The following is a 19,568-nucleotide window of genomic DNA, read 5'->3' as shown; positions in this document are numbered from 1 at the left end:
CCCATCGGGGCAAAGGGGGCGAGCAGCGGGTCCGGGTCGCCGCCGGCGGCCAGGTCGGCGATCAGGTCGGCGGTGACCGGGGTGAGCACGATGCCGTGTCGGTGGTGGCCGGTGGCGGCCAGCACGTCCGGCCGGCCGGGCAGCGGGCCGAGGATCGGGGCGTTGTCCGGCGTGCCGGGACGCAGCCCGGCCACCGTCTCCACCAGGTCGTACTCGGCCAGCTCGGGAAGCAGGTCGACGGCGGCGCGGAGCAGGCGCAGCACCGCGCCGGCGGTGACCGTCCGGTCGGCGCGCTCCTCGACCGTCGCCCCGACCACTACCTCGCCGCCCGCCCGGGGCACCAGGTAGACGTGCTCGCCGTCGGCGTACCCCCGGATCACGTGCTGGAAGCCCGGCGCCTCGCCGCCGGGCGCGCGCAGCCGGAGCACCTGCCCCTTCACCGGCCGGACCGGCAGCCCGGTCAGCGCGGCCGCGCCGCAGCCGGCCGCCACCACGGTGACCCCGGCGTCCAGCTCGGACAGCGCACGCACCGCCTGGGGCACCAGCACCGCGCCGGCCGCCGTCGCCGCCGCCAGCAGCGCCGGCACCAGCAGCCGCGGGTCGACCTGGTGGTCGGTGGGGGCCAGCGCGCCACCGCGCACCCGGGGCGCCAGCGCCGGCTCGCGGTCGCGCAGCTGCGTCGGGCGCAGCGGCGTCACCGGCAGCCCCAGCTCCTGCTGGTACGCCCAGAGCCGGCCCGCCTCGGCCAGGTCGTCGGCGGTGAGCCCGACCATCAGGGTGCCCTCGGTGCGGTAGCCGAGCGGCAGCCCGGTGGCCTCGGTCAGCTCGGCGGCGAACGCCGGCCAGCGGGCCGCGGAGTCGCAGAGCAGCCCGGTCAGCTCCCGCTCGCCGAAGTACGCCTCGGCGACCGGGGAGAGCATCCCGGCGGCCACCGCCGACGCCCCCGAACCCGGGTCCGGGTCGTGCACGACCACCCGCAGCCCGCGGGCCGCGCAGCGCCAGGCGACGGCCAACCCGATCGGCCCCGCGCCGACCACCGCCACGTCCGGCCGGCCGCTGGTCAGCACGTCAATGCCTGGAGCAGCTCGGCGGTGGCCCGGCCCGGGTCGGCGGCGCCGGAGAGCGCGCCGACCACCGCCACCCCGTACGCCCCGGCGGTCCGCAGCGCCGGCACGGTCGCGGCGGTGACCCCGCCGATGGCGATCACCGGCACGTCCACCGCGGCGGCCACCGCGGCCACCCCGGCGGGGCCGATCGGGTCCGGCAGGCCGGTCTTGGTGCCGGTCGGGTGACAGGGGCCGACGCCGAGGTAGCTGGCGCCGGCGGCGACCGCCTCGGTGGCGGTGCCCGGGTCACGCGCGGTGGCGCCGAGCACGGCGGCGGAGCCGAGCACCCGACGGGCCGCGCCGACCGGCAGGTCGTCCGCGCCGACGTGGCCGCCGCCGGCGCCCACCGCCAGCGCCACGTGCAGCCGGTCGTTGACCAGGCAGGTCGCGTCGTACCCGGCGCAGAGCGCGAGCACCCGGCGGGCCAGGTCGTACGCCTCCCGGTCGGTCGCGGAGTCCTCCACCCGGACCTGCACCACCAGCTCGGCGCGGGCCACCGCGAGGGCGGCCCGGACGACGGTGAGCGGATCCCGCCCGGGTCGGGTGTCGGTGACCAGATGCAGTCGCCCAAGGGACGGCACGGCAACACTCCTCCCTGCGCCGGCATTACCCGGATCAGGTTCGACGGTCGGGGGCTGTCAGCCCCCCTCTCAGCCCGGTCCACCGGGCTCCCGTGGGTTACGTCCGTGTCACCGTACGACAGATCCGCCGGCCTGCCAAGGCGGGGTCCGCCAACCGGGCGGCGCCGGGGCCGGCGCGGCGGACGACCCTCGATGCGTCCCGACGACTGAGCACTTCGTACGGTCCTGTTCGGAATGTCGCCCGCCGTTGCGAAACCGTTACCGGCCGGCATCTTGCCCGCAACGCATCCAGCGGGATTAATTTGTTCAGCGATTCGACAAAATGCCGGCGCGGACATCCTGGCACGGTGTTCGCTCCGGTCCATCCGGGACGGTCTTCGGCGAGCCGGCCCCCGCGATCCCCTGTCCACCGCGACATAGGAGGCGGCGTGTCCCGATCTCGTCGTGCCCGCACACCCGTCCTGGCCACCCTGCTACCCCTCGCGCTCGCCGCGAGCACCCTGTTCGGCGCCCCCGCCGCGCAGGCCGCACCCCCCGCGCAGGCCGCACCCGCCGCGCAGGCCGCACCCCCCGCGCAGGCCGCACCGCTGAAGGCGCCAGCCGCGCAGGCCGCACCGCTGAAGGCGCCAGCCGCGCCGGCCGAGCCGCTGAAGGCGCCCGCCGCGCCGCTGGCAGCACCCGCGCCGGCGGCCGACGAGCCGTTCTCGGTGCTGGTGTTCTCGAAGACCGCCGGCTTCCGGCACGACTCCATCCCGACCGGCGTCGCCGCCATCCAGCAACTCGGCGCCGAGCACGGGTTCACCGTCGACACGACCGAGGACGGCGCCGCGTTCAGCGACGACAACCTCGCCCGGTACCGTGCGGTGATCTGGCTCTCCACCACCGGCGACGTCCTCGACGGCGAGCAGCAGGCCGCCTTCGAGCGCTACATCCGCGCCGGCGGCGGCTACGTCGGCATCCACGCCGCCTCGGACACCGAGTACAGCTGGGCCTGGTACGGCGACCTGGTCGGCGCGTACTTCGCCAGCCACCCGGCCAACCAGCAGGCCACTGTCAAGGTGGAGGACCACGCCCACCCGGCCACCGCCGGGCTGCCGGAGCGCTGGTCCCGGTTCGACGAGTGGTACAACTACCAGTCCAACCCGCGTCCCGACGTGCACGTGCTGGCCAGCCTGGACGAGACCAGCTACTCCCCCGGCGCGGGGGCGATGGGCGCCGACCACCCGATCGCCTGGTGCCACGACTTCGAGGGCGGTCGCGCCTGGTACACCGGCGGCGGGCACACCCGCGAGTCGTACGCCGAGCCGCAGTTCCTCACCCACCTGCTCGGCGGCATCCGATCCGCGGCCGGGGTGGCGGACGCCGACTGCGGCGCCTCGCTGACCAGCAGCTTCGAGAAGGTGACCCTGGACAGCAACACCAGCAACCCGATGGAGCTGGACGTCGCCCCGGACGGGCGGGTCTTCTACGTCGAGCGCGACGGCCGGGTGCAGATCGTCAAGCCGGACACCGGCAGCACGGTCACCGCGCTCGACCTGGACGTCTTCACCGGCAACGAGGACGGCCTGATCGGCATCCGGCTCGACCCGGACTTCGCCACCAACAACTGGGTCTACCTCTACTACGCCCCGAACGACGGGATCGCCCGCAACCTGCTCTCCCGGTTCACGGTGACCGGCGACAGCATCGACCCGGCCAGCGAGAAGCAGGTCCTGCGGGTGGACACCCAGCGCAACACCTGCTGCCACGCCGGCGGCAGCATGGCCTTCGACAGCGCCGGCAACCTCTACCTGGCCACCGGCGACAACACCAACCCGTTCGAGTCGAACGCGTTCACCCCGATCGACGAGCGGCCGGGACGGCAGGACTACGACGCGCAGCGCACCTCCGGCAACACCAACGACCTGCGCGGCAAGGTGCTCCGGATCCACCCGGAGGACGACGGGACGTACACCGTCCCGACCGGCAACCTGTTCCCGGCGGGCACCGAGAAGACCCGGCCGGAGATCTTCGCGATGGGTTTCCGCAACCCGTTCCGGATCGGCATCGACCCAGGCACCGACACCCTCTACGTCGCCGACTACGGGCCGGACGCCAGCGCCGCCAACCCGGACCGCGGCCCGGAGGGCACTGTCGAGTGGAACATCGTCGCCACCCCGGGCAACTACGGCTGGCCGTACTGCACCGGGGCGAACTACGCCTACAACGACTACACCTTCCCGTCCGGCCCGAGCGGGCCGAAGTTCGACTGCGCCGCGCCGGTGAACGACTCGCCCAACAACACCGGTCTCACCAACCTGCCGCCGGCCATCCCGGCCACCGTCGACTACGACTACAGCGGCAACCCGCGCTTCCCGGAGATCGGCGGCGGCGGGGCGCCGATGGGCGGCCCGGTCTACCGGTACGACGCCGAGCTGAACTCGGACCGCAAGTGGCCGGCGTACTACGACGGCAAGGCGCTCTTCGGCGAGTGGAACCAGTCGAAGATGTACACGATGCAGCTCACCGCGGACGGCAGGAGCCTCGTCGACATCAACCAGCTCCTCACCGGGATGACCATGCTCCGGCCGATGGACTTCGAGTTCGGCCCGGACGGCGCGCTCTACCTCATCGAGTGGGGCAGCGGTTTCGGCGGCAACAACGACAACTCCGGCGTCTACCGGATCGACTACATCGCCGGCGACCGGGCCCCGATCGCGGAGGCCAGCGCCCAGCCGACCTCCGGTCCAGCGCCGCTGACCGTCGCCTTCTCCAGCGCGGGCTCCCGCGACCCGGACGGCGGCACGCTCAGCTACGCCTGGGCGTTCGGCGACGGGCAGACCTCCACCGAGGCGAACCCGACGCACACCTACGCCGAGCCCGGGACGTACAACGCGCAGCTGACCGTCACCAACCCGAAGGGCCGGACCGCGGTGGCCAACGTGCCGGTCACCGTGGGCAACACCGCGCCGACGGTGACCATCGAGTTCCCGCCGGACGGCGGCTTCTTCGACTGGGGTGACCAGGTCCGCTACACGGTCACGGTGACCGACCCGGAGGACGGGGAGATCGACTGCGACCGGGTCCGGCTCCAGGTGCTGCTCGGTCACGACGAGCACGCCCACCCGCTGGAGCAGCACACCGGCTGCACCGGCACGGTCCAGACGTCGCTGGCCTCCGGGCACGGTGCCGAGGCGAACGTCTTCGCCGTCTTCGAGGCCACCTACACCGACCTGGGCGGCGTCGAGGGCGCCGGGCCGCTCACCGGCCGGGCCATCGAACAGCTCCAGCCCAAGCGCAAGCAGGCCGAGTACTACAACGCCACCGGCCGGGCGCCGGGCTCGACCGGCGGCGGGGACCCGGGCGTGCAGCGCGAAACCACCGGCGACCCCGCCGGCGGCGGCCAGAACATCGGGTTTATCGAGGACGGCGACTGGTGGTCGCTCGCCCCGGCGGACCTGACCAACATCACGTCGATCCGGTTCCGGGCGGCCTCGGCCACCAGCGGCGGCCGGATCGAGGTCCACGCGGGCGCGGTCGACGGGCCGCTGGTCACCTCGGCCACCGTGCCGGGCACCGGCGCCTGGCAGACGTACACGGACGTGACGGCACCGGTCACCGGCGCCGCGAGCGGCTCGCTGTACTTCGTGGCGAAGGACCCGAACGGCGGCGCGGGGTCGCTGCTCAACGTCAACTGGATGGACTTCCTCGGCCGGGGCGTCACCGAGAACGCACCGCCGGTGGTCACCGCCACCGCCACCCCGACGACCGGCACCGCGCCGGTCACCGTGGCGTTCGACGGCACGGCCACCGACGCCGAGGGCGACACCCCGCTGACGTACGCCTGGGACTTCGGTGACGGCGGCACGGCGTCCACCCTGGACGCCACGCACACCTACCCCGTCGCGGGCACCTTCACCGCCACCCTGACGGTGACCGACAGCAAGGGCGCGAGGTCGTACACCACGGTGCCGGTGCGGGTGGACGCGCCGAACACGTCCTGCTTCGGGGCGCGCTCGGACGACTTCACCGGCACCAGCCTGGACCGGGCCCGGTGGACCAGCGTGGTCCGGGAGAACCAGCTGTACTCGGTCTCCGACGGCGCGCTCCGGCTGCCCACCGCGGTGGGCGACCTCTACGGCGGGCGCAACGACGCCACCAACCTGGTGCTCCAGCCGGCACCGGCCGGCGCCTGGCAGGCGACCACCCGGGTCACCCTGCCGCTGACGGCCAACTACCAGCAGGCCGGCCTGCTGGTGTACGGCGACGACGAGAACTACGCCAAGCTGGACCTGCTCTACTCGGGCAGCCGGCGGGTGGAGTTCATCCGGGAGACCGCCGGCGCGCCGCGCAACGAGGCCGCGGACAGCACCGCCGCGCCAGCCGGTGACACCGTGCACCTGCGGCTCACCAGCGACGGGACGAACCTGACAGCGGCCGTCTCGGCCGACGGGCAGACGTTCACCCCGGTGGGCCGGTCCGCCGAGCTGGCCGGCATCACCAACCCGCGGATCGGGCTCTTCGCCCTCAACGGCGGCACCGACGCGCCGGTGGTGGAGGCGGCCTTCGACTGGTTCCAGGTCTCGCCGGACTCCCCGGCCGGACCCGTCGACCCGTCGGACGAGTTCACCGGCGACGCGCTGGACAAGTGCCGGTGGGACGCGATCCTGCGGGAGAACCCGACGGGCTACCGGGTGACCGGCGGCGCGCTGCGGATCGACGTGCCGAACGGCGACATCTACGGCTCCGGCAACTCCGGGCCGGCGAACTTCATCCTCCAGAACGCCCCGTCGGGTGACTGGACGCTGGAGACGAAGGTCGACGGCAGCCTGCTGAACGAGCAGTACCAGCAGGCCGGCCTGATCGTGCACGCCGACGACGACAACTACCTGAAGTTCGACTACATCGTCGACAACCAGCCCGGGCAGCCGGTGACCCGGCGGATCGAGTTCCGCAGCGAGATCGGCGGCGCGGTGCAGAACCCGCAGCCGGAGGCGGGCAACCTGACCGGGTCGGTGTGGTACCTGCGGCTGGCCCGCACGGGCGACACCTTCACCGCGTCGTACTCGGCCGACGGGACGGCCTGGACGCCGTTGACGACGCTCACCAACAGCGCCGTCGGGGCGACGCCGAAGGTGGGTCTGTTCACCCTCGGCGCCAACCAGACCGCGTCGAAGACTGCCGCGTTCGACTACTTCCGGCTCACCACCGAGGCGGCCGACCGGACCGCCCCGGTGACCACGGCCACCGTCTCCGGCACCCCGACCGAGGGCTGGCACACCGGCCCGGTCACCGTCACGCTGACCGCCGCCGACGAGGACGGTGGCAGCGGGTTGGCCGGCACGGAGTACCAGCTCGACGGGGCGACCACCTGGACCGGGTACACCGGTCCGGTGCCGGTCAGCGGCGACGGCGAGCACGAGCTGCGGTTCCGCTCGACCGACCAGGCGGGCAACGTGGAGTCGACGAAGACCGTCACGGTCCGGATCGACGCCACCGCGCCGGTCACCTCGGCGACGTTCGCGCCGGCCAACGACGAGGGCTGGCACGACGGGACCATCCCGGTCGTGCTGACCTCGACCGACGCCGGCTCCGGGGTGAAGACGGTGGAGTGGGCGCTGGACGGTGGCGCGTGGACGCCGTACTCGGCGCCGGTCGAGGTGACCGGCGACGGGCAGCACGAGCTGCTGTTCCGGGCCACCGACAACGCGGGCAACGCCGAGACGCTCAAGTCGGCGGTGCTGCGGATCGACGGCACGAAGCCGACGCTGCTGGTGTCCGGGATCGCCGACGGCCAGCTCTACGGCGACAGCCAGGACGTCCGGGTGTCCTGGCAGGCGGTCGACCCGACCTCGGGCATCGCGTCCGTGGTCGGCGAGCTGGACGGCCGGCCGTACGCCAGCGGCACCCTGCAGGCCATGTACGAGCTGCCGCTCGGCCTGCACGAGCTGACCGTCACCGCGACCGACAAGGCGGGCAACGTCACCACCTCGGAGGTCCGGTTCTTCGTCACCACCTCGTTCCGGGACATGCAGAACCTGCTGGACCGGTTCAAGGCGACGAGCCGGCTCTCGACCAAGGCGCACAAGCAGTTGTCGGCGAAGCTCGACGAGGCGCGCAAGGCCGAGGCGGCCGGCAAGGACGAGCGGGCGATCAAGGCGCTGACCGCCTTCCGGGCGCTCGCCGCCGACGCCACCCTGGTGCCCGAGGCCGAGATCCGGGACACCCTGGTCCGGGATGCCGACGCCATGATCGTCCGGCTCGGCGGCGCGGCCAGCGAGGCCGGCGTCCGGGCGAACGACGGTGAACCGGTCGACGGCGCCGGCCGGCTCGGTGGCGATCCCACCCGGATCGCCCCCGGCCGCCGGCTCTGATCCGCGGTCCCCTTCCCACCGCGCCGGCGGTGGGAAGGGGACCTCCCGCACGTCCCGTGAGGAGACGCCCGTGACGCGTACCTGGCAGGCGATCGCCGCCGCGCTCGTCGGACTGGCCCTGGCGTTCCTGGCCACCACGCCGGCCGCCGCGCACACCGGAAAACTCAAGCTCACCGTGGCCGGCGACGGGGCCGACGGGGTGACCGTGCAGGCCGTGTACGCCGACGGGCACCGCCTGGACAAGGTGGTCCGGCTCACCCTCAACGCCACCGGTCCGGACGGCCGGCGGGTCGGGCCGGTGCAACTGGAACCGGCCGCCGAGGGTCAGGGCTTCTACGCCAGCGGTCCGATCCTCTCCCCCGGCCGGTGGCGGGTCACGGTGAGCGCCCCGGCGCCGCACCGGGGCGAGGCCAGCGCCCAGGTGGAGGCGCGGACCGCACAGTCGCCGCCACCGGCGCCCGCGCCGGTCGCGGCGACCGCACCGGCGGCCGGCACCGGCGACACTGCCCGCGACGGGGGTGCCCGGTGGTGGCCGCTCGCGCTGGCCGGCCTCGGGCTCGCCGTCCTGGCGGTGGCGGTGCCGCTCGCCCGGCGCCGCCGCGCCTGACGCCCTCGATCCCGGGCCGAGCGGCGACGCCCGGGCGTGCTGGTGGCTTGTCGGTGGGCTCGCCACTGCGCCGACGTGGTGGTGTTCCGCTGCGGTCGCGCCGCCCCGTCGGCGCGGCGTCGGTCACCGCTGACGGCGGCGGCTGCCCGGGCGTTCCGTGCGGCCGCCGGTCCGTCGGAGGTCAGAGGATGGCGCGCAGGGCGTCGAGGTCCTCGTCGGTGGGCTGCCAGGCGCCGGCGGTGGCGTTGGCGAACACCTGCTCCGGCGTGGTGGCGCCGGCGATCACCGAGGTCACCGCGGGCTGGGCGGCCAGCCCGCCGATGGCCACCTGGAGCATCGACAGCCCCCGCTCGTCCGCGTACGCCTCGATCGCCTCGATGGTGTCCCAGTCGGCGGCGGCGAGGCGCTGCGCGTACCGGCCGCCGGCGGAGAGCCGGCTGCCGGGCGGCGGGGTCTGGTTCCGCTGGTACTTGCCGGTGAGCAGCCCGTTGGCCAGCGGGAAGAACGGCAGCATGCCGAGCCCGAACCGCTCGCAGGCGGGGATGACCTCGGCCTCGACGGAGCGCTCCAGCAGGCTGTAGTGGTTCTGCGCGCTGATGAACCGGGTCCGGCCGGCGGACGAGGCCACCCAGTCGGCGTCCGCGATCTGCCAGCCGGCGAAGTTGGAGTTGCCCAGGTAGCGCACCTTGCCGGCGCGGACCAGGTCGTCCAGCGCGGCGAGGGTCTCGTCGATCGGGGTGCCCGGGTCCGGCTCGTGCATCTGGTACAGGTCGATGTGGTCGGTGCCGAGCCGGCGCAGCGACGCCTCCACCGCCCGCGCGATGTAGCGGCGGGCGCCCCGGGCGCCGAAGTCCGGCCCGTTCATGCCGTGCATGTCCATGCCGAACTTGGTGGCCACGACCACGTCGTCCCGGCGGCCCTTGAGCGCCTGGCCCAGCAGCTCCTCCGAGCCGCCCTGCGGCTCGCCGTAGATGTCGGCGGTGTCGAAGAAGTTGATCCCGGCGTCCAGCGCGGCGTCGACCACCGCCCGGGTGCCGTCGAGGTCGAGCTTGCGGCCGAAGTTGTTGCAGCCGATGCCGACCACGGACACCACGAGCCCGGAGTCGCCCAGCCGGCGGTAGGTCATCTCAGTCACGAGATCAACCCTATGCCGGCCGGGCGTTCCGCCGCCCGGTGGACGGCTCAGCCGACGTCCCAGACCGGCTCGGGGGTCTCCACCACCTCGCCGTCGCCCCGGAAGAGCACGAACCGGTCGAACGAGCGGGTGAACCAGCGGTCGTGGGTCACCGCGACCACCGTGCCCTCGAACGCGGCCAGCCCGGCTTCGAGGGCCTCCGCGCTGGCCAGGTCCAGGTTGTCGGTGGGCTCGTCGAGCAGCAGCAGGGTCGCCCCGGACAGCTCCAGCAGCAGCACCAGGAAGCGCGCCTGCTGGCCGCCGGAGAGGGTGCCGAACCGCTGGTCGCCCTGCCCGGCCAGCTCGTAGCGGGACAGCGCCGCCATCGCCGCGTGCCGGTCCATGCCGGCCCGGTGGTCGTCGCCCCGCCAGAGGATCTCGACGAGGGTCTTCGCCATCAACTCCGGCCGGTCGTGGGTCTGCGAGAAGTGGCCGGGCCGCACCCGGGCGCCGAGACGGGCCACCCCGTCGTGCGCCACCGGGGCGAGCGCCGCGGCGCCGTCGACCGGGCCGTTGGCCGGGTCCGGGTCGGTGCCGCCGCGGGCCAGCAGCCGCAGGAAGTGCGACTTGCCGGTGCCGTTGGCGCCGAGCACCGCCACCCGGTCGCCGTACCAGATCTCCAGGTCGAACGGGTAGGTCAGGCCGTCCAGCTCCAGCTTGTCGCAGATCACCGAGCGCTTGCCGGTCCGCCCGCCGGTCAGCCGCATCCGGATGTCCTGGTCCTTCGGCGGTACGGGCGGCGGCCCGGCCTCCTCGAACTTGCGCAGCCGGGTCTGCGCGGCCTGGTAACGCGAGGCCATCCCATCGTTGTACGCGGCCTTCTGCTTGTACATCAGCACCAGCTCCTTGAGCTTCTGGTGCTCCTCGTCCCAGCGTCGGCGCAGCTCGTCGAGCCGGGCGTGCCGGGCCACCCGCGCGGAGTGCCAGCTGGCGAAGCCGCCCGGGTGCACCCAGGCGCTGCCGCCCTCCACCGCGACCACCCGGTCGGCGGTGTGCGCCAGCAGTTCCCGGTCGTGGGAGACGTAGAGCACCGACTTGCCGGACTCGCGCAGCCGCCCCTCCAGCCAGCGTTTGCCGGGCACGTCGAGGAAGTTGTCCGGCTCGTCCAGCAGCAGCACCTCGTCCGGGCCGCGCAGCAGCAGTTCCAGCGCGAAGCGCTTCTGCTGGCCGCCGGATAGGGTGCGCACCGGGCGCTCCCGGGCGGCGTCCCAGGGCAGGTCGAGCACGATGGTGGCGACGGTGTCGAAGAGCACCTCGGCGTCGTACCCGCCGGCCTCGCCCCAGGCCGCCAGGGCGTCCGCGTACGCCAGCTGGGCCTTGCCGGCGGCGGTGCTGTACTTGCCGCGCACCTCGGCCGCCCGCATGGCCGCCTCGGTCGCGGCGAGCCGGTGCCCGGCGTCGCGCAACGCCGGCGGGGCGAGCGAGAGCGCCAGGTCGGCCAGCGTCGACTCGTCGCCGATCATCCCGATGAACTGGCGCATCACGCCCAGCCCCCCGGTACGCGCGATCGCGCCGGTCTTCACCGGCAGGTCGCCGGCGACCATCCGCAGCAGGGTGGTCTTGCCGGCGCCGTTCGGCCCGACCAGCGCGACCTTGGCGCCCTCGCCGACCCGGAACGACACGTCGGCGAAGAGCTCCCGGCCGTCGGGGAGGGTGTGCCCGACCGCTGCCACGTCCACGTATCCCACGCCGGCATCCTGCCCGAGCACCCGCCGGGCGGCCCAACCAATTACCGGGTGACGCGCAGCACCCGGTAGCCCTTCTGGCTGGCCCGCCGCTCCACCTGCCAGCCCTGCTCGACCAGCCACCGGTGCAGCGAGTCGCCACCCAGGTGCCGGGCGACCACCAGCCAGGCGACCCCGTCCGGGGCGAGCCGGGGCAGCCAGCGCAGCAGCAGCCGGTGCAGCTCGTCCTTGCCGATCCGGATCGGCGGGTTGGACCAGAGCTGGGCGAAGGTCACCGAGTCCGGTACGGCGTCCGGGGCGGCGACGCGTACCCGGTCGGCGGCGCCGGTGCGCGCCGCGTTGGCGGCGGTGAGCGCCCGGGCCCGCTCGTTGACGTCGACCGCCCAGACCGTCGCCGCCGGTGCCGTGTCGGCCAGCACGCAGGTGATCGGCCCGAAGCCGCAGCCGAGGTCGAGCAGGTCACCGGTGGTGCCGGGGGCCGGCAGGTCGGCCTTGCGCAGCAGTACGGCGGTGCCGGGGTCGAGCCGGTCGGCGGAGAAGACGCCGCCGGCGGAGGTCAGCGTGTAGTCGCGGCCGGCGACGGAGAACTCGACCTCGCGCGGCGCGGCGGCGGTCGCGGGTTCAGCGGTGAAGTAGTGGTCGCCGGTCACGCCGGCAATTCTCGCACCGCCGGTGGGCGACGCCGGCCGGGGCCGCCTGGCCGGCGGGTGCAGCACGACACGAAACGCCGCGCACGACAATTTCCCATTATTACCCCCTAAAGGGACAATCACTCCTACTCTGGGCGACATGGTGTATCGGTACGAGTCCGATGAGGACGCATACGTGGAGTACCCGGGGTCCGGGTCCGACCGGTCGGTGCTCGGCGCCGGTCCGCCACCACCGGCCGGGCCCTCCCCGTCCCGCTTCCCGACCCCGTCGCTGCCCCGGGCCACCCGGGTGGCGCTGCCGCCCGCCGACGAACCGGCGCCGCCACGTGACCCGGTGCCGCCACGTGACCCGGTGCCGCCACGTGACCCGGTACCGCCGCGGGACCTGGTGCCGCCGGGCGAACCGCCCCGCACCGCGGGCTACGCCGCGCCTCCACCGGTGGAGCGATCCTTCGCGGAGACCTACTCCCCGCCGCCACCGGTCGAACGATCCCCCGCGGCGACCTCCGCCGCGCCGCCCGCCGCGCCGCCCGCCGAGTCGCCCCGGCCCGAGCGGTACTCTCCGCCGCCGACCGAGTCGCCGGGCGGCTACGCCACCGCCGGGCCGGCCGAGCCGGTACCGCCCCGCCGCGGCGGCGGTCGCATGTGGCAGGTGCTCATCGGCGGCGCCGCCGTCCTCGTGCTGCTCGCCCTCTGCGGTCTCGGCGCCGCCGCCCTGCTGATGGACCGCACCGGCAACCCGACGACGGAGCCCACCAACCAGCCGGGCGTCGCCCAGTCCGCCGCACCCGAGGCCGACTACCTCGACTCCCGGGACACCGACCAGGCGCCGCTCACCGCCAAGGAGGTCTTCCCCGGCAAGCAGCTGACGGTCAGCGACGGGCAGCCCGCGTACCAGGTGCTGAAGACCCAGTCCAGCGCCAGCTGCGCGGTGGCGGCCACCGACGAGGTCGCCGACCTGTTGGTCCGGCTCGGCTGCAGCCAGGTGGTTCGGGCCACGCTGCGCACCCCGGACCGCGACCACCTGGTCACCGCCGGCCTGTTCAACCTGACCGACCGGGCCAGCGCCGAGCGGGCCCGGGACCGGATCCGGCAGCTGCTCGACGAGCGGCAGGGCCGGTTCCGGGGCATGGCCGCCGACGCCGGTACGGAGGCGATGGCCACCGCCCCCGCCCGGGTGGGCTGGCAGGTACGCGGCCACTACCTCGCCTACGCGGTGGTCGCCCGGGCCGACGGCGAGACCATCAGGTCCGGTGACACCGCGGTCCGCGAGATCCTCTTCGACATGATCGAGCTGCACCTGAACCAGGGGGTGCTGGAACGGCGGGCCGACGGCGGCGTGGCCGGCCAGCCGACGGCGGGCCGGACCGACGACGGCACCGGCGCCGACAACGGCCGCCCCGAGGAGGACGAGCGCTCGGGCAACTGACCGCGCCGACGAGCACGGGTGCGCGGCCACCGGCCGCGCACCCGTCGCATGCGCGGGCCGGCGCGCCGGACGAGCCGGGTCAGATCCGGCCGGATCGCTCCGGGCAACCGGCGCGAGGCGGCCGGTGCGGCGTGGTCGGCGAGCGGGCCAGGCGGCCGGATCAGGCGGCCGGATCAGGCCGCGCCTGGGTAGCTGGCCCGGGCGACGTGGCCGGCCAGGGGCCAGGCCCGGCCGGACCAGGCCGCGCCTGGGTAGGCGGCTTACCCGCTCGGCGAGGAGGCTGGGCCGGCCGGGCGGCGTGCGGCCGGACCGGGCCGGCGGTCAGGACTCGGTCGGCACCCGGAGCCGGCGGGTGAGTTCGGCGCGGCGGGCGTACTCGGCCGGGTCGTCGGGGTAGCCGACCGCCACCAGGGTGAGCCCGTGCGCCGGCGCGACGGTCACCTCGCTGGACCGCTCCCGCCGGGTCAGCAGGCCCGCCGGCCAGTCCACCGGCCGACGGCCGTCCCCGGCCACCAGCATCGCGCCGACCAGGCTGCGCACCATCGCCTGGCAGAACGCGTCCGCCTGCACGGTGGCGACCAGCACCCCGTCCGGGTCGCGCCGCCAGTCCAGCCGGGTCACCTCGCGCAGCGTGGTGGCGTTCTCCTTCCGCCGGCAGTACGCGGCGAAGTCGTGCTCCCCCACCAGCCCGGCCGCCGCGGCGTTCAGCGCGTCCAGGTCGAGCGGCTTGGGCCAGGCCAGGATCTCGTGCCGGCGCAGCGGCTCCGCGCCGTACGGGGCGTCGGTGACCCGGTACTCGTAGCGGCGGAAGGTGGCCGAGAACCGGGCGTCGAAGTCGGCCGGCACCTCGGTCATCGCGCGTACCCGCACGTCGGTGGGGAGCAGCCGGGCCAGCCGGCGCAGCAGCGTCCCCGCCCGCTCCCGCCAGACCGCGGCGGGCAGGTCGAGGTGGCAGACCTGGCCGGTGGCGTGCACCCCGGCGTCGGTCCGGCCGGCCACGGTCAGCCCGGTCGCGACGCCCGCGCCGAGCACCAGGTCGAAGGTCTGCACGAGCACCCCGGCGACCGTACGCCGGGTCGGCTGGGCGGCCCAGCCGGAGAAGTCGGTGCCGTCGTACGCGACGTCCAACCGCAGCCGGGTGCGCTCGTCCACTCGTACCTCCGCCTCATGGGTCGGGCCCGGCACCCCGTGAGGGATGCCGGGCCCGCCGGTGGCCTGACTCAGGCCTTGTCGTTCTCGCCGGCCTCGTCGCTGTCCTCGCGCGCGGCCGGGGTGTCGCCGGACGCCGACACCGGCGGCTCGGCGTCCTGGTCACCCGCGTTCGACTTCGGGGTCTCCTCCGCCGGGGCGAGCGCCTCGACCTTGTCCTGCTGGGCCGCCTTGCGGGCGGCGGTCTTCTTGTTCGCCTTCGGCTCGGCGACCTGCAGCTCCTCGACCAGCTCGATGATCGCCATCGGCGCGGCGTCACCCTTGCGCGGACCGGTCTTCACGATCCGGGTGTAGCCACCGTTGCGGTTGGCGTACCGGGGCGCGATCTGGTCGAACAGGGCGTAGACCACGTCCTTGTCCTTGACGACACCCAGCACCCGCCGGCGGGACGCCAGGTCGCCGCGCTTGGCCTTGGTGATGAGCTGCTCGGCCAGCGGACGCAGCCGCCGGGCCTTCGTCTCGGTGGTCTGGATCTTGCCGTGCTGGAACAGCGCGGTGGCCAGGTTGGCCAGCATCAGCCGCTCGTGCGCGGGGCTGCCGCCGAGGCGGGGGCCCTTGGTGGGCGTGGGCATGCTTGGTGCTCCTCAGGTGTGGCGGCAGCGCGGACTAGAGCTGCTCGGTCTCGCGGTAGTCGTCGGTGTCGTAGTCGGCCTCGCCGAAGGCGTCCACGACGTGCGCCGGATCGAAGTTCGGAGCCGAGTCCTTCAGCCCCAGCCCCATCCCGGCGAGCTTCATCTTGACCTCGTCGATCGACTTCTGGCCGAAGTTGCGGATGTCGAGGAGGTCGGCCTCGGTACGCCCGATGAGCTCACCAACGGTGTTGATGCCCTCGCGCTTGAGGCAGTTGTAGGAGCGGACGGTCAGGTCCAGCTCCTCGATCGGCAGGGCCAGGTCCGCCGCCAGCTGGGCGTCCTGCGGGGACGGCCCGATGTCGATGCCCTCGGCGGTCTCGTCCAGCTCCCGGGCCAGCCCGAAGAGCTCCACCAGCGTCGACCCGGCGGAGGCCAGCGCGGTACGCGGGCCCATCGACGGCTTGGTCTCGACGTCGATGATCAGCCGGTCGAAGTCGGTCCGCTGCTCGACCCGGGTCGCCTCGACCCGGTAGGTGACCTTGAGCACCGGCGAGTAGATCGAGTCGACCGGGATCCGGCCGATCTCGGCGCCGGCCTGCTTGTTCTGCGCCGCCGTGACGTAGCCCCGGCCCCGCTCGACGGTCAGCTCCATGTCGAGCCGGCCCTTGCCGTTCAGGGTGGCGAGCTTCAGGTCCGGGTTGTGCACCGAGACGCCGGCCGGCGGCTGGATGTCACCCGCGGTCACGTCGCCCGGGCCCTGCTTGCGCAGGTACATGCTGACCGGCTCGTCGTGCTCGGAGCTGACGTTGAGCTCCTTGATGTTCATGACGAGCTCGACCACGTCCTCCTTGACCCCGGGGATCGTGGTGAACTCGTGCAGCACACCGTCGATCTTGATCGAGGTCACCGCCGCACCCGGGATCGACGACAGCAGCGTGCGCCGCAGCGAGTTGCCCAGGGTGTAGCCGAAGCCCGGCTCCAGCGGCTCGATGGTGAACCGGGACCGGGTCTCGTTGATCGACTCCTCGGAGAGGGTCGGTCGCTGGCTGATGAGCATGTCTTCTCTTCTCTTCCGGGGCGCCCGCCATATGACGCCCACGACACAAACCGTTCCGGCGGCCCGCCCCGGCTGGGGCGGGCCACCGCAACGAGCTCTTACTTGGAGTAGAGCTCGACGATCAGCTGCTCCTGGACCTGGGTGTCGATGACCTGCCGGGCCGGGAGCGAGTGCACGAGGATCTTCATCTGGCTGGGGATCGCCTCCAGCCACGCCGGGACCGTCCGCGAGCCGGCCTCGGCCTGCGCCACCAGGAACGGGGTGAGCTCCTTGCTCTTGCCCCGCACCTCGATGATGTCGTGCTCCTTGACGCGGTACGACGGGATGTCGACCTTCTTGCCGTTCACCGTGAAGTGACCGTGCTTGACCAGCTGACGGGCCATATCCCGGGACTTGGCGTAGCCAGCCCGGTAGACCACGTTGTCCAGCCGCGACTCGAGGATCTGCAGGAGGACCTCACCGGTCTTGGCCTGCTTGGCCACGGCCTCCTCGTAGTAACCGCGGAACTGCTTCTCCAGCACGCCGTAGACGCGGCGGGCCTTCTGCTTCTCACGGAGCTGGAGCAGGTACTCCGTCTCCTTGGTGCGGCCGCGGCCGTGCTGCCCGGGCGGGAACGGCCGGGACTCGAACGGGCACTTCGGGCCATCGCACTTGCTGCCCTTGAGGAACAGCTTCATCTTCTCCCGCCGGCAACGGCGGCAGTCAGCACCGGTGTAACGAGCCATCTCTCTCTAACCTCTCAGACCCGGCGACGCTTCGGCGGACGGCACCCGTTGTGCGGCTGCGGGGTCACGTCGGAGATCTGACCGACCTCCAGGCCCACGGCCTGCAGCGAACGGATGGCGGTCTCCCGGCCGGAGCCGGGGCCCTTGACGAACACGTCGACCTTGCGCATGCCGTGCTCCATCGCCCGACGCGCGGCGGCCTCGGCGGCCAGCTGCGCGGCGAACGGGGTCGACTTGCGGGAGCCCTTGAAGCCAACCTGGCCCGCGGAGGCCCAGGAGATGACCGCACCGGTCGGGTCCGTGATGGACACGATGGTGTTGTTGAAGGTGCTCTTGATGTGCGCCTGCCCGTGGGCGACGTTCTTGCGTTCCTTGCGCCGGACCTTCTTGACGGCGGCTCCGGCACGAGCCTTCGGTGGCATAAGTCTGTGCGCTCCTAGTTACTTCTTGCCGGGCTTCTTCTTGCCGGCGACGGTCCGCTTCGGGCCCTTGCGGGTGCGGGCGTTGGTACGCGTCCGCTGGCCACGCACGGGCAGGCCCCGGCGGTGCCGGATGCCGGCGTAGCAGCCGATCTCGACCTTGCGGCGGATGTCAGCGGCGACCTCGCGGCGCAGGTCGCCTTCAACCTTGTAGTTGCCCTCGATGTGGTCGCGGAGCTGGACCAGCTCCTCGTCCGTGAGGTCCCGGGCGCGCTTGTCCGGCGAGATGCCGGTGGCGGCGAGCGTCTCCAGGGCGCGGGTGCGACCCACGCCGAAGATGTAGGTGAGCGCGATCTCCATCCGCTTGTCGCGGGGGAGGTCGACGCCGACTAGACGTGCCATGTGCGGGCGTACTCCTCGTGGTGTTCTGGCGGAGGTGTGGACCCGTCCCATCCCGCTACCGACCGTCCCGTCCTTCCGGCGCCTTCCGCGCCGGCGACCGGGATCGGCCGCTGCCCGAGCGGGCCCCGGCCTCCGACCGGGGGTCAACCACGCAGATGTACGCGATGCGCACCTCTCGCGGCTGGGACGAGCTAGGTGATCTGTTGTCTGGATCCGCGGCCCGGACCGATCCGACCGGCCGTGTCACGGCCGGTGGGACTGGTTCAGCCCTGGCGCTGCTTGTGGCGCGGGTCGGTGCAGATGACCATGACCCGGCCGTGCCGGCGAATGACCCGGCACTTGTTGCAGATCCTCTTGACGCTCGGCTTGACCTTCACGGTTGCCTTACTTCCCATCTGGCCCGGAGTCGCGAGGTGCGACCCGGACGTCGAAGACGGACACGGGACGGCCCGGCCGTCGTCAGGCTTACTTGTAGCGGTAGACGATGCGCCCGCGGGTCAGGTCGTACGGCGAGAGTTCGACGACGACCCGGTCCTCCGGCAGGATGCGGATGTAGTGCTGCCGCATCTTGCCGCTGATGTGAGCCAGCACCTTGTGGCCGTTCGCGAGCTCCACCCGGAACATGGCGTTCGGCAGGGGCTCGATCACCCGACCCTCGATCTCGATGGCTCCGTCTTTTTTCGGCATGTCCTCCGCTGTCCTGACGTCGGTTGCTCCGGACGGCCCACAACGTCTTACACGGGTGACTGACCATGATCAGAAAGCCCGCGCCAGCCGCGGCTCCGAGTCCCACCGAAGCGCTTGGTGGGCATGCCGGAGTGGACGCTGTGCGCCGATCAGTCAGTGTACGCGCGCCTGCGCGCCGTCGCCAAACCGGCCACCAGCGGATTCACCGTACCGGGCAAATCCGGCATAAGGCCGGCCCCGACCCGCACGCCGGGTGCTCGCTCCGCCAGCCGCCGCCCGCTCACCGGCCGCGCCGCACGCCGCGCTCGGACCGGTCGCCGGCTGGTGGACGGAGCCCCGGCCACGGGGCGCCAGGGTCGCTAGTCGTCCGGGCCGCCGGCTTCCAGCGCCTGCCGGCGGGCCCGCTTCGCCAGCTTCCGCCGGCGCCGGCGCTCACGCTCGGCCACCCACCGCCGCGGCTCGCCCCCGGCCAGCCCAGTGACGGTACGCACCAACAGCACCGCGCCCCACGGCCCGGCCACCCAGCCCGGCCAGAAATAGAGCAGATCGCGGGCGAACAGGGAGGAAATCGCCCAGATCGCCACGACGATCGGCACCACCTGGAGGTACGGCATCCACACCTCGGCCAGCCAGCGGGCGGTCGCCGGGCGGGCCGGGGTGGCCTCCACCGGCTCCGCGAGCGCGGCCGCGGCCGGGGGCGCCACCGCCGGCAGATCCCGCACCAGCGCGTCCAGCTCGGCGTACGTGCGGGCGGCATAGGCCTGCTGCAACCGCTCGTCGTACTCGTACAGGTTCAGCCGGCCCTCGTCGAGCGCCGCCCGCAGCCGGTCGGCCACCGCCGCGCGGTCGGCATCGGCGGCCCGCATCCCGTCCCGCCTCTCCATGCCCGCAAGCATGCCACCACCCCACCAC

At 73.4% G+C, this 19,568-nt stretch carries 17 protein-coding genes and 1 riboswitch; of the genes, 3 read left to right on the top strand and 14 right to left on the bottom strand.

The window, feature by feature from the left end; all coding sequences use genetic code 11:
• Together thiO and thiE are read right to left on the bottom strand one after the other, a co-directional pair.
• Positions 1 to 1,067 (bottom strand): glycine oxidase ThiO (gene thiO, locus DLJ47_RS04160; protein WP_109898776.1); only part of this gene is annotated, 1,067 nt, incomplete at its 3' end.
• The gene (thiE, locus tag DLJ47_RS04155) at positions 1,061 to 1,687 is read right to left on the bottom strand and encodes a thiamine phosphate synthase (RefSeq protein ID WP_109898775.1); all 627 of its coding nucleotides are present in this window, start codon (positions 1,685 to 1,687) and stop codon (positions 1,061 to 1,063) included. The genes thiE and thiO, both read right to left, overlap by 7 nt.
• Positions 1,682 to 1,791, bottom strand: a riboswitch (TPP riboswitch). Its footprint overlaps the gene before it by 6 nt.
• A 324-nt stretch (positions 1,792 to 2,115) precedes the next feature.
• Here thiE and DLJ47_RS04150 point away from each other — a divergent pair.
• On the top strand, positions 2,116 to 8,040 hold the full coding sequence (locus tag DLJ47_RS04150; protein WP_109898774.1) for a ThuA domain-containing protein: 5,925 nt from the start codon (positions 2,116 to 2,118) through the stop codon (positions 8,038 to 8,040).
• A 70-nt stretch (positions 8,041 to 8,110) separates the two neighbouring features.
• Positions 8,111 to 8,647, top strand: coding sequence for a hypothetical protein (locus DLJ47_RS04145; protein ID WP_233257646.1), 537 nt, complete (start codon positions 8,111 to 8,113; stop codon positions 8,645 to 8,647).
• Positions 8,648 to 8,828: 181 nt separating this feature from the next.
• Here DLJ47_RS04145 and DLJ47_RS04140 read toward each other — a convergent pair whose 3' ends face one another.
• From DLJ47_RS04140 to DLJ47_RS04130, 3 genes are read right to left on the bottom strand one after another with little or no spacing between them, the layout of a single operon-like run.
• Positions 8,829 to 9,773 carry an aldo/keto reductase gene (locus DLJ47_RS04140; protein ID WP_109898773.1) on the bottom strand — a complete coding sequence of 315 codons (945 nt, stop codon included), beginning with the start codon at positions 9,771 to 9,773 and terminating at the stop codon, positions 8,829 to 8,831.
• A 56-nt stretch (positions 9,774 to 9,829) separates the two neighbouring features.
• Entirely contained in the window at positions 9,830 to 11,509 is a 1,680-nt protein-coding gene (locus DLJ47_RS04135) for an ATP-binding cassette domain-containing protein (RefSeq protein WP_109898778.1), read from the bottom strand.
• A 41-nt stretch (positions 11,510 to 11,550) separates the two neighbouring features.
• On the bottom strand, positions 11,551 to 12,156 hold the full coding sequence (locus tag DLJ47_RS04130; protein ID WP_109898772.1) for a class I SAM-dependent methyltransferase: 606 nt from the start codon (positions 12,154 to 12,156) through the stop codon (positions 11,551 to 11,553).
• A gap of 139 nt (positions 12,157 to 12,295) precedes the next feature.
• Between DLJ47_RS04130 and DLJ47_RS36590 the strand changes: the two genes are divergently transcribed.
• On the top strand, positions 12,296 to 13,585 hold the full coding sequence (locus DLJ47_RS36590) for a hypothetical protein (RefSeq protein ID WP_233257645.1): 1,290 nt from the start codon (positions 12,296 to 12,298) through the stop codon (positions 13,583 to 13,585).
• A 321-nt stretch (positions 13,586 to 13,906) separates the two neighbouring features.
• Here the strand turns inward: DLJ47_RS36590 and truA are convergent, their stop codons facing one another.
• The 9 genes from truA to DLJ47_RS04080 form a co-directional block, all read right to left on the bottom strand.
• On the bottom strand, positions 13,907 to 14,737 hold the full coding sequence (gene truA, locus DLJ47_RS04120; RefSeq protein ID WP_109898771.1) for a tRNA pseudouridine(38-40) synthase TruA: 831 nt from the start codon (positions 14,735 to 14,737) through the stop codon (positions 13,907 to 13,909).
• A gap of 68 nt (positions 14,738 to 14,805) precedes the next feature.
• Complete coding sequence (gene rplQ / locus DLJ47_RS04115; protein WP_109898770.1) at positions 14,806 to 15,366, bottom strand: 50S ribosomal protein L17; 561 nt, start codon at positions 15,364 to 15,366, stop codon at positions 14,806 to 14,808.
• 34 nt (positions 15,367 to 15,400) lie between these two features.
• Positions 15,401 to 16,423 (bottom strand): DNA-directed RNA polymerase subunit alpha, encoded by a 1,023-nt coding sequence (locus tag DLJ47_RS04110; protein WP_088991893.1) that lies wholly within the window; start codon positions 16,421 to 16,423, stop codon positions 15,401 to 15,403.
• 98 nt (positions 16,424 to 16,521) lie between these two features.
• Complete coding sequence (gene rpsD / locus DLJ47_RS04105; protein ID WP_109898769.1) at positions 16,522 to 17,148, bottom strand: 30S ribosomal protein S4; 627 nt, start codon at positions 17,146 to 17,148, stop codon at positions 16,522 to 16,524.
• 14 nt (positions 17,149 to 17,162) lie between these two features.
• Positions 17,163 to 17,570, bottom strand: a complete 408-nt coding sequence (gene rpsK / locus DLJ47_RS04100) for a 30S ribosomal protein S11 (RefSeq protein ID WP_007073011.1) — start codon at positions 17,568 to 17,570, stop codon at positions 17,163 to 17,165.
• 18 nt (positions 17,571 to 17,588) lie between these two features.
• Entirely contained in the window at positions 17,589 to 17,969 is a 381-nt protein-coding gene (gene rpsM, locus DLJ47_RS04095; RefSeq protein WP_109898768.1) for a 30S ribosomal protein S13, read from the bottom strand.
• A 263-nt stretch (positions 17,970 to 18,232) separates the two neighbouring features.
• Positions 18,233 to 18,346 (bottom strand): 50S ribosomal protein L36, encoded by a 114-nt coding sequence (gene rpmJ / locus DLJ47_RS04090; RefSeq protein WP_012184307.1) that lies wholly within the window; start codon positions 18,344 to 18,346, stop codon positions 18,233 to 18,235.
• An 88-nt stretch (positions 18,347 to 18,434) separates the two neighbouring features.
• Positions 18,435 to 18,656: a translation initiation factor IF-1 gene (gene infA / locus DLJ47_RS04085; protein WP_007073013.1), complete on the bottom strand. Its 222-nt coding sequence runs from the start codon at positions 18,654 to 18,656 to the stop codon at positions 18,435 to 18,437.
• Positions 18,657 to 19,015: 359 nt separating this feature from the next.
• Complete coding sequence (locus DLJ47_RS04080) at positions 19,016 to 19,540, bottom strand: DUF1707 SHOCT-like domain-containing protein (RefSeq protein WP_199235690.1); 525 nt, start codon at positions 19,538 to 19,540, stop codon at positions 19,016 to 19,018.
• Positions 19,541 to 19,568 lie beyond the last annotated feature (28 nt).

This window comes from Micromonospora sp. S4605, from assembly GCF_003176715.1.
Lineage (GTDB): Bacteria > Actinomycetota > Actinomycetes > Mycobacteriales > Micromonosporaceae > Micromonospora > Micromonospora echinaurantiaca.
Note: the sequence above shows the minus strand (reverse complement) of the source record. Positions and strands in the feature narration are given on the sequence as shown.

Coding starts and splice junctions, on each gene's coding strand:
- DLJ47_RS04080 (WP_199235690.1), bottom strand. CDS start 19,540: ATGGAGAGGCGGGACGGGATGCGGGCCGCCGATGCCGACCGCGCGGCG.
- infA (WP_007073013.1), bottom strand. CDS start 18,656: ATGCCGAAAAAAGACGGAGCCATCGAGATCGAGGGTCGGGTGATCGAG.
- DLJ47_RS04140 (WP_109898773.1), bottom strand. CDS start 9,773: ATGACCTACCGCCGGCTGGGCGACTCCGGGCTCGTGGTGTCCGTGGTC.
- rplQ (WP_109898770.1), bottom strand. CDS start 15,366: ATGCCCACGCCCACCAAGGGCCCCCGCCTCGGCGGCAGCCCCGCGCAC.
- DLJ47_RS36590 (WP_233257645.1), top strand. CDS start 12,296: ATGGTGTATCGGTACGAGTCCGATGAGGACGCATACGTGGAGTACCCG.
- rpsM (WP_109898768.1), bottom strand. CDS start 17,969: ATGGCACGTCTAGTCGGCGTCGACCTCCCCCGCGACAAGCGGATGGAG.
- DLJ47_RS04110 (WP_088991893.1), bottom strand. CDS start 16,423: ATGCTCATCAGCCAGCGACCGACCCTCTCCGAGGAGTCGATCAACGAG.
- rpsD (WP_109898769.1), bottom strand. CDS start 17,148: ATGGCTCGTTACACCGGTGCTGACTGCCGCCGTTGCCGGCGGGAGAAG.
- rpsK (WP_007073011.1), bottom strand. CDS start 17,570: ATGCCACCGAAGGCTCGTGCCGGAGCCGCCGTCAAGAAGGTCCGGCGC.